Annotated in this window: 9 protein-coding genes, 1 pseudogene and 1 other annotated feature (1 of these 11 cut by a window edge); of the genes and pseudogenes, 3 read left to right on the top strand and 7 right to left on the bottom strand. The window is 30.1% G+C overall.

What is annotated here, in order from left to right:
• Positions 1-74: 74 nt before the first annotated feature.
• The 4 genes and pseudogenes from BUA92_RS15560 to BUA92_RS15575 form a co-directional block, all read right to left on the bottom strand.
• Positions 75-1,136 carry an anti-sigma-I factor RsgI family protein gene (locus BUA92_RS15560; protein ID WP_073021039.1) on the bottom strand — a complete coding sequence of 354 codons (1,062 nt, stop codon included), beginning with the start codon at positions 1,134-1,136 and terminating at the stop codon, positions 75-77.
• Positions 1,137-1,138: 2 nt separating this feature from the next.
• A complete protein-coding gene (sigI, locus tag BUA92_RS15565; RefSeq protein WP_073021041.1) occupies positions 1,139-1,840 on the bottom strand; it encodes an RNA polymerase sigma-I factor in 702 nt (233 codons plus the stop codon).
• A 203-nt stretch (positions 1,841-2,043) separates the two neighbouring features.
• Positions 2,044-2,718 (bottom strand): LPXTG cell wall anchor domain-containing protein, encoded by a 675-nt coding sequence (locus tag BUA92_RS15570; RefSeq protein ID WP_073021044.1) that lies wholly within the window; start codon positions 2,716-2,718, stop codon positions 2,044-2,046.
• 60 nt (positions 2,719-2,778) lie between these two features.
• Positions 2,779-7,655 (bottom strand): annotated as a pseudogene (locus BUA92_RS15575) (SpaA isopeptide-forming pilin-related protein); the annotation flags it as partial.
• Between the two features lie 363 nt (positions 7,656-8,018).
• Here BUA92_RS15575 and rsgA point away from each other — a divergent pair.
• Positions 8,019-9,086, top strand: a complete 1,068-nt coding sequence (gene rsgA, locus BUA92_RS15580) for a ribosome small subunit-dependent GTPase A (RefSeq protein ID WP_073021049.1) — start codon at positions 8,019-8,021, stop codon at positions 9,084-9,086.
• A gap of 63 nt (positions 9,087-9,149) precedes the next feature.
• Here rsgA and BUA92_RS15585 read toward each other — a convergent pair whose 3' ends face one another.
• Both BUA92_RS15585 and BUA92_RS15590 read right to left on the bottom strand, forming a co-directional pair.
• The gene (locus BUA92_RS15585) at positions 9,150-10,106 is read right to left on the bottom strand and encodes a metallophosphoesterase family protein (protein WP_073021051.1); all 957 of its coding nucleotides are present in this window, start codon (positions 10,104-10,106) and stop codon (positions 9,150-9,152) included.
• Between the two features lie 136 nt (positions 10,107-10,242).
• Positions 10,243-10,797, bottom strand: coding sequence for a rubrerythrin family protein (locus BUA92_RS15590; RefSeq protein WP_073021052.1), 555 nt, complete (start codon positions 10,795-10,797; stop codon positions 10,243-10,245).
• Between the two features lie 178 nt (positions 10,798-10,975).
• Between BUA92_RS15590 and BUA92_RS15595 the strand changes: the two genes are divergently transcribed.
• Positions 10,976-11,401, top strand: a complete 426-nt coding sequence (locus BUA92_RS15595) for a Fur family transcriptional regulator (RefSeq protein ID WP_073021054.1) — start codon at positions 10,976-10,978, stop codon at positions 11,399-11,401.
• Between the two features lie 176 nt (positions 11,402-11,577).
• The gene (locus BUA92_RS15600) at positions 11,578-12,054 is read left to right on the top strand and encodes a Dps family protein (RefSeq protein WP_073021055.1); all 477 of its coding nucleotides are present in this window, start codon (positions 11,578-11,580) and stop codon (positions 12,052-12,054) included.
• Positions 12,055-12,314: 260 nt separating this feature from the next.
• On the opposite strand, the gene tyrS is transcribed toward BUA92_RS15600, so the two are convergent.
• Entirely contained in the window at positions 12,315-13,508 is a 1,194-nt protein-coding gene (gene tyrS, locus BUA92_RS15605) for a tyrosine--tRNA ligase (RefSeq protein WP_073021057.1), read from the bottom strand.
• Positions 13,509-13,675: 167 nt separating this feature from the next.
• Positions 13,676-13,811, bottom strand: a binding site (T-box leader); it runs 124 nt beyond the window's last position.

Genomic DNA, 13,811 nt, shown 5'->3' on the forward strand with positions numbered 1-13,811 from the left:
CTAAAAATAGAGCATTACAAAATTATTATTACTTGATTTTGCAATACTCTATTTACATATAAAACCCTTAGCGGTTATTTACCATTAGGTTTATTACCTTTGCTTTTTTCACTAGCATTATTATCTTTATCTTTTGAATTATTACTTTTTTCTTGTGAATTTGAGTTAGCATTTTCAGACTGTTGTTGACCTTTTTGGCTATTATCACTTGGAGAATTGTTAGCTTTACTCTTTACTTCAGTAGTTTTCTCAGATTGTTTCTCATCGTTTTTATTTATAGACTTGGTTTCAACTTTCTCTTCTGTTACTGCTTCGTTGGAAGATTGTTCTGTCCCCCCTAGTAATGAATTATCTTCAATACTACTATCTTTATCTTTTTTAGCCTCTTTTTTGATTTCTTTAGCTTCAGCTATGTCTTCGGCCCTTTTAGCATTTAATGCCTTCATTATTTCTCTCACTGGTTTATTTGCATACTCCTCAGCATTAACCTCTAAATCAGCCGCTTTAAGCTTTTCTATTAATAACATCTTTCCTGGTGATATTCCTAATCGTTCTGCTTCTTTATGTCTCTCTGTATTTATGTTTTGAGCTATAATCTCAGTATCTTCTAAATTTTGATTTTCAAGTTCAGATTTTACTGCTTCTTCGGCAGATTTTAGAATATCTTCTCCTTTAGCTTCATTGTCAGTTGAAACAGTAACCGCTACAGCATTATCTAAATTCTCATCAAGGTATCCTTCGTTCTTAGCTTCCTCAATTAAAGTTTGTAATGCATCTTCAACTTTCTGACCCTCAAGAGTTAACCCCTCGCTTATTTTCTCGCCATCTTCATTTAATGGGTTAACATCAATAACTGTCCCAAAAGAATTAGTTGCTAATTCCACGCTAGGATTTATGTCGAGTGATACATATGCTTTAGGTACTGCATATGCGTTATAACCAAACAGACTCAATGTTCCAACTATCATTAACGCAGATACTTTAAAAACTAATCCCTTGTTTAATCTTAAAAACTTATCTTTCTCATATTCAGCTCCAACTATTATGTCATTTTTATCTTTCACTTTGTGAAACTTTCCTTGTTTATCCACCAAAACTGCATGCCCATCTTTTTTTTCTAAAACTATACCCTTCATCCTCATTCCTCCAAACTTATATAATCTCTTAAGTATTCATAATCTCCAACAAGTATTATTAATACCGCTACTATATATCTTCGCGCTCTTTCTATTTTTTTTCGGGGTATATTCGTAACTTTTTCTAACTCACTAATATTTAATGTTTTATTTCTAGTAAAACTTTTCATAACTAAAGGGTTTTTAATAGATTCCTTAATCAATTCGTTATATAAAACTTTTGTTGACTTCCATTTAGGAGATACTTTAATTAAATCATCAAATCTTATATCATACTCTAATAACTCCTTTGAAAATTGTTCTATCTCTAATTTTCTTAAATAATCTATTCCTTCTTGCTTATAGTTTTCTAAAGAAACTTTATCTATATATTGAACTTTAATCTCATCTTCTAATTCCTCTAAACCGCTAAACTTAGCTTCTTTTTGCCTATTCTGTTTTCTATAATTATCAATTAATCTTAACTTTATTAATCTTTGAGCGAAAGATAAGAAGTCTCCCTTGTCTACTTTATAACTCTGAATTGCCTCTGAGAAAGCCATTAATGCTATACTATATTCTTCATCGTTATGATAATCTATGTATCTTTTAAGTATTTTACTGGTTGCAGATATTATAAATGGTCTATACTGCTCAATAAGTATGTTTATATCTTCATTATTATTTTTTATGTATATTATTTTATTATTAATACTTTTAATCAAGTGAATATCCTCCTAAAAGATATGCTTAAATATATAATTCGAAAAAATGAATATATTTTTTAAGGTACAAGGAAACTTTTTATTATTATTTAACTTAGAATAGATTTTTATAATTTTAATTAATCTGTTAATATAAACAATTAAGGAGTATCATGAGTTTAAAACTTAAACTACACAATACTCCTAGATCTTAATCCTTTATTTTAGTTTATTTTTCTTTTCCTAATGAATATAAATACAAATCCTAATACTATAGAGAAAATCCCTATATATATTAAAGTTGTAAGACTTATTAATCCACCGGTCTGTGGAAGATCTATGACAACTTTCTTTGTATTTGTTATACTATCTTTTAATATTACACCATCTTCTTTTATGCTGAATTCATGCTTATCTGTATTCAATACATATCCATCCGGCGCATTTGTTTCTACAAAATAGTACTCTCCATAGTTTAGTTTCTCAAACTTAACTTTTCCGTCTTCACCAGTTATTCCTTCAACTACTTTCGTACCATCTTTTGTGTAGATAGTAATCGTTGCTCCTGGTACTGGTGCTGAAGTTGAGATATCGCTCTTAGAGATTTCTATTCCTCCAGTTATCATAGTGTTACTTAGATTAGCTTTTAGTACTACACCATCTTCCTTAATACTAAATTCATGTTTATCTGGATTTAGTAAATATCCTTCTGGGACGTTTGTTTCTACGAAGTAGTAATCTCCGTAGTTTAGTTTTTCAAATTTAACCTTTCCATCTTCTCCTGTTACAGCTTCAACTACCTTTGTACCATCTTTTGTATAGATAGTTATTGTTGCTCCTGGTACTGGTACTGAGGTTGAAATATCTGTCTTTGAGATCTCTATTCCTCCAGTTATCATAGTGTTACTTAGATTAGCTTTTAGTACTACACCATCTTCCTTAATACTAAATTCATGCTTATCTGGGTTTAGTAAATATCCTTCTGGGGCGTTTGTTTCTACGAAGTAGTATCTCCGTAGTTTAGTTTTTCAAATTTAACCTTTCCATCTTCTCCTGTTACAGCTTCAACTACCTTTGTACCATCTTTTGTATAGATAGTTATTGTTGCTCCTGGTACTGGTACTGAGGTTGAAATATCGCTCTTAGAGATTTCTATTCCTCCAGTTATCATAGTGTTACTTAGATTAGCTTTTAGTACTACACCATCTTCCTTAATACTAAATTCATGCTTATCTGGGTTTAGTAAATATCCTTCTGGGGCGTTTGTTTCTACGAAGTAGTAATCTCCGTAGTTTAGTTTTTCAAATTTAACCTTTCCATCTTCTCCTGTTACAGCTTCAACTACCTTTGTACCATCTTTTGTATAGATAGTTATTGTTGCTCCTGGTACTGGTACTGAGGTTGAAATATCTGTCTTTGAGATCTCTATTCCTCCAGTTATCATTGTATTAGTTAAACTTGCTTTTAGTATAGTTCCATCTTCTCTTATACTAAACTCATGTTTATCTGTATTTAGTAAATATCCCTCTGGGGCGTTTGTTTCTTGGAAGTAATAGTCTCCGTAGTTTAATTTTTCAAACTTAACCTCTCCATCTTCTCCAGTTATAGCTTCAACTACCTTGTCCCCAGTTTTAGTATAGATAGTTATTGTTGCTCCTGGTACTGGTGCTGAAGTTGAAATATCGCTCTTAGAGATTTCTATTCCTCCAGTTATAAGTTTATTTATAACTACATTTGCAGCAACCCCACTTATAAATGTCGGAGTAACAGTCACTTCATCTTCTGTTATATTTGCGCTAAGAACTTCTTTAGATAAATTATATCCTTCTGGTGCTTTTGTCTCTTTTATTTTGTATTTTCCAAACTTAATACCACTAAATCTTACCTTACCATTTTCATCGCTAGTTGAGATTATATTCCCTAGCAAGCTTTTAACAGGATTACCTTCCTCATCATAAAGTGTAAATTCTGCCCCTTTAAGAGCTTCTTTGTTTAACAAATCACCCTTTTTTGTAAATTCTATATTCCCTCTTATTTTAATGTTTTTAAACTTATCTCCACTTTCAGGTTTAACAGTTTTTCCGTTATCATCTTTCCCTATAACTGCTGTTAAAACTTCCGTAGATATTTTATATCCTGTTGGAGCAGTTATCTCTTTTACTTTATAGCTTCCATATTCAATGTTCTTAAATTGAACTTTTCCATCATCTCCACTAGTTGAAGTTATGGCTTCTCCATTAGAATTTTTAACTGGAGTTATTCCATCATTTTGATAAAGTCCAAATACTGCTCCTTTAAGTTTACTGCTATCTGAATCTTCTCCAACCTTTGTAAACTCTATATCTCCTTTTACCTTTTTATTGGTAAAATTAATCAGTTGAGGAGCTAAAGCTGTACTATCTGATTTTATTTTAAATGCATGGTAGTTATCATCTAATACGTAATTATCAGGTGCAGAAATTTCTTTATAATAATAATCTCCATATTCTAGATTATCAAATTGAACTGATCCATCTTCTCCAGTAACCTTTGAGTTTCCCTTTTGTTCTTTTTCATTATCATAAAGTGCTATCTTAACTCCTTGTATCGGTTGTCCAGTATTTTCATCGGTTTTAATTATTTTTAGTGAGCCTTTAATTTTAGAATTATATACATTGTATGGATTAGCATAAATAACTTGTCCGTTTGCGGTTAAACTTGTTAAATCTACAGATATATCACCTTTATAGATGCTGTATGGTGCTGGTACAGATATTTCCTTGATCTTATATTTTCCATAAGGTATATTAGTGAATAATACTATTCCATCTTTTTTACTAGTTGAAGTTATATTATTACCATCAGAATCCTTAACTGGAGTTATTCCATCTTCTTTATAAAGTTGAAATACTGCTCCCTCAATATCTTCTTCAACCCCTGCTTTGTGAAGTTGAATACTTCCTCTTAATATTTCATCCTTATATTTGTAAGTTACTATTTTCTTACTGTTGTCACTACTTGAGAACTTAAGCACTCCATCAACACTATCATAAGATGTCCCTTGATTTAACCCATTCTTTATTTGGAAAGTATATATATTGCTATTAAGAGTGTATCCTGTTGGTGCTGTTATTTCTTTAATTGAATAATTTCTTTCATATTTAAGCTTATCAAATAAAGCAACTCCATCATCTCCTGTAGCTGATGAAACAGCCTTAACATTTCCGTATTGATCTATAAGCTGGAATATAGCTCCTTTTAATGGTTTAGAATCTCCATCAGTTTTTATAATCCTAATTCCAGTTGTATCTCCTGTGGCACTACCTCCTCCATCTGAAAACCAAACTCCTGTTTGAGTAGTACCATCTTCATCACTTATTCCAGTAGCTTTAAAATTAACTGTATTTGTGTAATTACCTGTCTTAGATACATCTGTTCTAAACTTAAAAATAAATGCTCCAGAACCAGAGTTTTGAGGAAAAGTAAAATTAAACTTTCTAGTATTAATATCATACTTTACATTTTCCCCTGTAAGAGTTACTTTATCTCCTTGAACAAGAACCCCCTCAGAGTTTACAGAGGCTTTATATAATTCAACTGTATCTGTATCTAGCGAAAGTCCATCTTGTAAAATATCAGTTATAGTCGCTCCGGACATAGGAACATTCCAGTTAGGATTACTTTTTACTGTCCAATCAATATAAGCATTACCATTAGTGTAACTAGATGTTTTACTCACTATTTCATTACTAATAGTTTTGCTTCCTGTACTATCATTATCTCCATTTGTTGGTATCTCATTTCCAGTAATACTTGCTGTATTTTCTACTGTTCTATTTCCACTAGTATTAAATATGCTTAAATCTATAATCTTAGTTTTAAATGTTATTGTATATGCCTTATTTATAGTGCCATTAAAAGTATATTTCAATATTCTTGTAGATGCTATATTACTATCACTATTGAAGGATCCCGCTGTACTGTCATCTATAGTCGCTGAACCAGCCACATAATCATGTCCATTCGGAATTGCATCTGTAACAACAGCATTAGTTATTGGCATTTTATTTCTATTAACAACTATTTTCCACGTTACTTCTCTTGTAGCATAATTATAGCTTACTCCTTCTTTTCTAATTATCTCGCTATCTACCTTCTGATATCCTGTAGTATTTTGATTTATATTAGGTGCAGTTAAATTAACTATATTTTTATAGTTTTCGTTATGGTTTGCTCTATAATGAGTAGGGTTTATTACTTGAGTTTTAAATGTTATTACATACTTTTTATTAAAAGCGTTATTAAACTTATAAACAACTTGACTACTGGATAGGTTAATAAAAGATCCATTACTTCCATCATCTATAGTGGCAGAACCTTCTATATAACTCTGATTTGCTTCAATATTATCTGTAACTACTGCTCCTGCTCCCACATTTGTTTCATTACTATTTACAATAACCTGCCAAGTAATTATTCCTGTAGCTGCATCATAACCCGCTCCATTTTTCTGAATGATATTTGGGGTAAATCCTACTCCGTTATTTGAAGATGTTCCTTCTTTTACTCCTTCTCCGGATAAAACCGCTTTATTATTATAACCTACTGGATTATTGGAATTATAAACATTTATATCAACATCAGTTGTAAATGTTATAACCTTTTTGTCAGTTATATTTCCTAAATTAATATCAAGAATACTATCAGTTTGGTAATCTACAAACTGATATTGATATTGGTTAGACTGAAGAATACTACCATCTAATTTTAAACTTCCTTCTACTAGCTTTAATCCCTTAGGAAGAGTATCTTTTACAGTTGCATTATTAATTGTTCTACCACTCTCATTTACAGTGATTGTCCAGTCTATCTTCTTATTGGTATTTCCTTTATATTCTCCACTCTTCTTAATTAAATTTATAGGAACAGTAACCGATGCATTATTTGACGTTACGCTCTTAGGGTTACCATCATCTTTATAATTTAAAGTAGCTTTATTCCTATACGTGTAATCTCCTTGATCCTTAGTTGCTAAATCGTCATGTATGCTGGTCTTAAATATTATGGTTTGTTGCTTAGTTATATCTCCAAGATTATAGGTGAACTTTCTAGTAGTTTCATCATAATTATAATTTGTATTACTTGCTGGCTGCCCATTTATTGTTACTGAATTTGCAATAAATTTTTGTCCTGCTTCTATAGTATCTTCTATACTAGCATCAGCAACATTAACATTCTCTTTGTTAACTACTATCTTCCATGTTATTTCATCAGTAGCCTTATTATATTCAACTGATTTTTGAATAGATGGATTTGGTTGTTCAAAATCAATATTAACTCTTACTGGCTCAGATTTGCCTGGGATATTAAATATAATCTCGACTGGATTATTAGTTCCTATCTCATCGGCTTTAAAATGGCAGTTTACATAGAAGTTGCCTGTTACATTCGAATAATTATTTGCAAAATTAGTAAAAGTAAGCTTTACTAATCCATTTGTATTTATATTCATATCTGCAACTTTTCCATCTGCTGCATTTATAGCTTGATTAATTGGGGCCACAATTTTAATTTCCTTTGGCAATTGAAGTGTGTAATAATCTCCTGGATTAACATCCTCACTATTAGGAATCATCCAGCTATACTTAATAAAAATAGCTGAATCTTTTTTTACATTTTCCCCCAATTCAGTATCATTATTATCCTTTTTGATCTCTACATTAGTAATCTGAAACTTAGATGTACCTGTAATATCTTCTCCTGTTTCGGCTAAAACACTAGCAGGTTGTATTATAAAAACAAGCTGCATAAACAATGTAAGTATAGCTGTAAACACTGAAAATTTTCTTTTTCTCATTTTTCCACTCCTTATTGAAATAAACTTAACTATGCAATCCCAATTTACATAGTTTGGTAATCTATATTATGTTTACTCAATAAGGTTTATTACATTAATTCTCATTTAATCAAAACTACGGAAAATCTATTTACCTTCTTGTGCATATTAAAATAAAATGCTATACTTATTAGGTATTAAACGAAAGGAGTGATGTTTTATGAGCAAATATATATCAGAAATATTGGTTTTTAATAACAATTACTCCGGAGTTAAATTCGCTTAGAATTCATTTTATTTAACGCTATTTACCCGAGAGTAATTTATTTGAACTACTCTCGGGTATTTTTATACCCAAATTTAATTAAATTGGAGGATTCAGCGTTGAATAATAATTTAGAAAAAATAGGTTTAAATCAAGAAATTTTAAATAATTTTGAGATTTATAAAGATGGTTATTTAGGAAGAGTCATAGCAGAGCATAAGGGATCTTATAAGGTTACTACTGATATAGATACATTAATTGCAAAGGTTCCTGGAAAACTTCTTTATAGCTCTCAAGGAAGAGAAAGTTACCCAGCAGTTGGCGATTGGGTTGTACTAGATAGAAATGATGGCTCTTCTGGTGATGCAATTATAAATAAAATACTTCCTAGGAAAAGTAAACTTTCTAGAAAAATTGCTGGAAACACTATTGAGGAGCAAATTATAGCAGTAAATATAGATACTATATTTATTTGTATGTCTTTAAATAGAGATTTTAACTTAAGAAGATTAGAAAGATATATAAGCATTTCTTGGGATAGTGGGGCTACCCCAGTAGTTATTCTGACTAAAGCAGATTTATGTGAAGACTTAGACGATAAATTATCTGAGGTTTATAATACTGCAATAGGTATAGAAGTTCTAGTAGTAAGTTCCCTTAAAGATGCAGGAATTGATAAGGTGAAGTCTATAATAACAAATGGTTCTACAATAGCATTTTTAGGTTCTTCTGGAGTTGGTAAATCAACTTTAATAAATAAATTATTAGAGGAAGATAAGCAATTAGTAAGTAATATTAGTGAATTTAATGATAAAGGAAGGCATACAACAACTCATAGAGAACTAATTCCTCTACCTTTTAATGGGGCAGTAATAGATACCCCTGGTATGAGAGAACTTCAGCTTTTAGATAATTCGGATGGCATAGATGATTCCTTTTCTGATATTCAGGAACTTTCTAATAAGTGTAAGTTCTCAAATTGTAATCATAACACTGAACCCGGCTGCGCAGTAAAAGAAGCTATAGAAAATGGCACTTTATCCTTGGAACGTTTTAATAGTTATAAAAAGCTAAAAAAAGAAGCTTTATTTATGGAATCTAAGATAAATAAATCTCTTAAATCGGAAAAGAAAAAAGAATTTATTAAGATTAACAAATCTCAAAGAAAAAATAAAGATATATTTTAAAAATTAAGATAAAAAGTGGCTATTACAAATTCCTTTGTAATAGCCACTTAACCTATTAAGTTATTATTTTGAGATTTCCTTACTAAATATCCATTGTTTTTCTTTAAAATCTCTACCTTTAACAGTAACCTTATTTCCGTTAACCTCTACATATAAGCCTTTAATATAAGGTTCATTTCTTCTTCCACCTTCACTATTTTCATCTGGAATTATTGTGTAATGAATTGCTCCAGTATGAATAGTTGTGAAAGGTTGATCTAAAACCACACTACTTTCAGTTAAATCTCTATGAGTATGTGAAGTAAACAGAATAACTTCAGGATACTTATCTAATATCTGTCTAACCTCATCAGCTTGATCTGAACCTACCCATCCACCATTTTTACCATTACTTAAATGTTGATGTAAAAATACAAATATAGGCTTACCCTTCTCATATTTCTCCGCTAATTTTTCTTTTAACCAATTTTGCTGCTCTGGAGAAATATAAGCTTTTACAGAATTTAAAGTTTCGGAATTCCCATCTTCTGATCCTAAAGATATAAAATGATAGTTATTTACCCAAGTATCATGATATACCTTATCTTCTCCTGAAAAGTCCAAATATTTACTTATGAAATCTTGAACATCTTCTGCTGAATTCTCCCCATGCTCATAATCAAAAAATTCATGGTTTCCTATATTTTTTATTATCTTGTCAGGAAGTAAATCTTTATTTTTATTAATTGTATCCTTCATAGACTTATACTGCACATCTAATCCTTGGTCCACACTATCTCCATTTAGTACAAGTGCATTAATACCAGGGTTTATTGTATACATGTCATTAATGGCCTTCTGGAAACTATCTACATTTTCATGTACATCTCCAAAAACCCCAAAAGAAAGATCTACATCTGGAATCTCAGCAGTTTTTACATCTTTATTAACAGGACCATTTTGGTTTTTAATAACTAAGCTAGCAATAATCCCTACAACAAATATCACAGCTATAATAATTAACACTCTAAATCTCTTCATATATAAATCACCTCTAAAACAATTTAAACTTATATAAATTATACCATATAATTCCTAGTAAAATGGTCATGTTTTATTCATTTTAAAAAAAATTGCTAATACTTTTAAGTATTAACAATTTTTTATATATAAAATTTTAGAATGCTTTAAATCTATCTTTACTTACTCCGCAAACTGGGCATTTTTCAACATTATCACCTATTTCAGTAAAGCCGCAAACAGGACAAATATATATAGTATCTGCTTCAATATCTTTTCCTTCTTTAGCTTTATCTTGAGCTTTTTGAAATAAGTCAGCATGGATTTTTTCTGCTTCTAAAGCATAATGAAATGCTCTTTGAGCATCTTTTTCATCTTGAAATTTAGCTGTTTCAAGATATACTGGATACATTTGTTCAACTTCATGAAGCTCTCCATCTATAGCCCCTTGAAGATTATCTACTATATTAGTTTCTCCAAATACAGCTCCTGCTGCTACAGTATTATCTCCAACTTGATTCTTAAGTACATTAAAATGGTTTTTTGCATGAGCCCATTCAGCATAAGCTACAGCTTTAAACAATCTTGCTATGTTAGGATATCCATCCTTTTCAGCTGCATCGCCCCAAATAAGATATCTCATATGAGCCATACTTTCTCCACCATAAGCTGAACGTAAAAAATCTGCTGTCATCGCATTTTTTAATGCCATTGTAAACACATCCTCTCAAATAATCATTACTCCCCTATATTATGTACCTTATGAAGGATATTATACCTAAATATTCTAGTAATATAAGTTTATTCCCATTCACATACTCAATAAAATCTGATAATATTATAATAAATATAAAATTGTAACGTTTATAACTCTGAAGGAGGTTTTATATATGATTAACATAGATAATGTTGAAAAATACCTAAGAGATAATGGAATAAGTCCTTCTTATCAAAGAAAAAGAATATTTGAATACCTTTATGAAAATAAAAACCATCCAAATGTGATACAGATATACGAAAACTTAGTGAAAGAGATTCCAACTTTATCAAAAACTACAGTTTACAACACTCTTAATTTATTTGTGGAGAAAAAAATAGCTGAAGTAATCACTGTAGAGGATAATGAAGTTCGCTATGATTTATTTAATCCAAATGTTCATGGTCATTTCAAGTGCGAGAACTGTAATGAAGTATATGATATAGATATTGATTTTAACAATCTTGCCATTAAGGATTTAGAAGGTTTTACAATAAAAGAACAATACTTTAACTTTAAAGGTATTTGTAAAAAATGCGGGGATTTAAATAAAGAATAATCCTCCTCTTTTAGGGTATGTTAAGCACTGTAAAATTAAAGTTTTACAGTGCTTTTTATTTATAATTTCTTAATAATCATTATTGACAACACTTATCAATAATGTTATTATAATATTGTAATCATTACAAAGTTTAAATGATTATAAAATTTGTTTATTATTTGGAGGGATTATTTATGAGTAAAAATTTTATAGGTTTAGAAAAAAAATCGTTAGAAAATGTAGTAAAGGAACTTAATGTTTATTTAGCAAATTTAAATACACTATACACAAAAATACACAATCTTCATTGGAATGTTGAAGGACCTGCCTTCTTCCAATTACATGCAAAATTTGAAGAATTCTATAATGGGATATCAGAGGATTTAGATGCTGTTGCAGAAAGAATATTAATATTAGGTTTTAGACCAGCTGCTTCTTTAAAAGAATATTTAGGTTTAACAACTGTTAAAGAATTAGATAGCAAGGGAATCTCTGGAGATGAATCAATTAATATACTTCAAGAAGATTTTACTTCAATGGTCGAACATTCAAGAAAAATACTTACTTTAGCTGAAGATGCTAAAGATCAAGGAACTATAGATCTTGTAGCTGGATTTATATCAAATTACGAAAAAGCTTTATGGATGATAAGCGCATATAAAGCTAAATAATTTAAAGGAAGTTTTTTACTTCCTTTATTTATTTTTAGGTATATAATTCTAAATACTTGTCCACAATTTCTAATGAGGTGATTGTGGTGAGTTTAAAAAATATTTATCTTAATGAAAATTTCTATATAACCTTGGCTTTTATATCATGGTTTGGTTTTATGTGTATTCAACTAGCTCCTTAGAGGGAGCTTTTTCATTTATATAAAAAACTCCATAAGCCTAATTTCTAAGCTCATGGAGTTTTAATACTGGTACATATTCTAATCCTCAATTATAATTTTTATAAATTTCTTTTTTCCTATTTGTATAATCATTTCTTCAACTAATTTAATATTTTCTAGTTCTAAGGTTCTAGTATCATTTATTTTTATTCCACCCTGTTCCATAAGTCTTCTAACTTCCTTTTTGCTTTGAACTAAAGAATGTTCAGTTAATATCTTCATTAAATCAAACCCACTTGAAGTTGCTTTTACAGTTAAAATATCATTAGGAATATTGCCTTTTTGAAAAATTTCAATAAATCTTTCTTCTGCTTCCTTAGCCTCTTCTTCTCCATGATAAAGTTTTACAATTTCTTTTGATAACTTCATTTTTATATTTCTTGGATTTTCACCTTCATCTAAAGACTTTTTTATTAACTGTATATCATCTGGATGTACATCCGTTACTAATTCGTAGTACTTAATTATTAGTTCGTCTGGTATAGACATTGCTTTTTCATACATTACTTTACTAGGCTCATCTATTCCTATATAATTACCAAGACTCTTACTCATCTTCTCAATTCCATCTAAACCTTCTAATAAAGGCATAAATATAGTTGTTTGAGAGTCCTGTTTATATTCTTTTTGCAAAGTTCTCCCCATAAGAAGGTTAAACCTCTGATCTGTGCCTCCAAGTTCAATGTCTGCCTTAATTTCTACAGAATCATAAGCCTGCATTAATGGGTAAAAAAACTCATGAATACCAATTGGTTCGTATTGGGTATATCTTTTCTTAAAATCCTCCCTTTCAAGCATTCTTGCTACAGTTGTGGTTGCCGCTAATTTAATTACATCTTCAAAATTTAACTTTGATAACCACTCACTGTTGAACCTAAGTTCTGTTTTACTTTTATCAAGTACTTTAAAAATCTGTTTTTCATAGGTTTTAGCATTTTCTATTACCTGCTCTTTTGTAAGCTGTTTCCTTGTTTTAGATTTTCCAGTAGGATCTCCTATCATTCCAGTAAAATCTCCAATAATTATCACTGCCTTATGACCTAAATCTTGAAGTTGTTTTATTTTTCTTAATACTACGGTATGACCTAGATGAATATCTGGTGCACTAGGATCTAATCCTAGTTTTACAGTTAAGACTTTTCCTGTTTCAAGTTTTTCCTTAAGTTCATCTTTACCTACAACCTCATCTACTCCTTTCATAATTATTTTTAGTTGTTCTTCAGTGCTTTTCATTTAAATTTCCTCCTTTAAACTAATATATATTCATACATAGATAATTACTTAATTACCTATGTATCTAAGTATCTAAGTATCTACGTTCCTAATTATCTAATTATTTAATTAGACAATTAGATAATTAAGTATGCAGTTTTTTTGCGCAAAAAAACTCCCGTCCTTATAAAAAGGACGAGAGTAATAATCCCGTGTTACCACCTTAGTTTATCTATGCGTCACCACATAAACCTTATCAAGTACGCCAAAATCTTGGTTATACTCTAGCACTATAACGTGTGCAGGATACGTCTTATTCCTACT

This window comes from Clostridium intestinale DSM 6191 (genome assembly GCF_900130055.1).
Lineage (GTDB): Bacteria > Bacillota > Clostridia > Clostridiales > Clostridiaceae > Clostridium_T > Clostridium_T intestinale.

Excerpts from the sequence above, each read along its gene's own strand:
- tyrS (WP_073021057.1), bottom strand. The coding sequence starts at position 13,508 with ATGAAAAGCACTGAAGAACAACTAAAAATAATTATGAAAGGAGTAGAT.
- BUA92_RS15570 (WP_073021044.1), bottom strand. The coding sequence starts at position 2,718 with ATGATAACTGGAGGAATAGAGATCTCAAAGACAGATATTTCAACCTCA.
- BUA92_RS15595 (WP_073021054.1), top strand. The coding sequence starts at position 10,976 with ATGATTAACATAGATAATGTTGAAAAATACCTAAGAGATAATGGAATA.
- BUA92_RS15600 (WP_073021055.1), top strand. The coding sequence starts at position 11,578 with ATGAGTAAAAATTTTATAGGTTTAGAAAAAAAATCGTTAGAAAATGTA.
- BUA92_RS15590 (WP_073021052.1), bottom strand. The coding sequence starts at position 10,797 with ATGGCATTAAAAAATGCGATGACAGCAGATTTTTTACGTTCAGCTTAT.
- BUA92_RS15585 (WP_073021051.1), bottom strand. The coding sequence starts at position 10,106 with ATGAAGAGATTTAGAGTGTTAATTATTATAGCTGTGATATTTGTTGTA.
- BUA92_RS15560 (WP_073021039.1), bottom strand. The coding sequence starts at position 1,136 with ATGAAGGGTATAGTTTTAGAAAAAAAAGATGGGCATGCAGTTTTGGTG.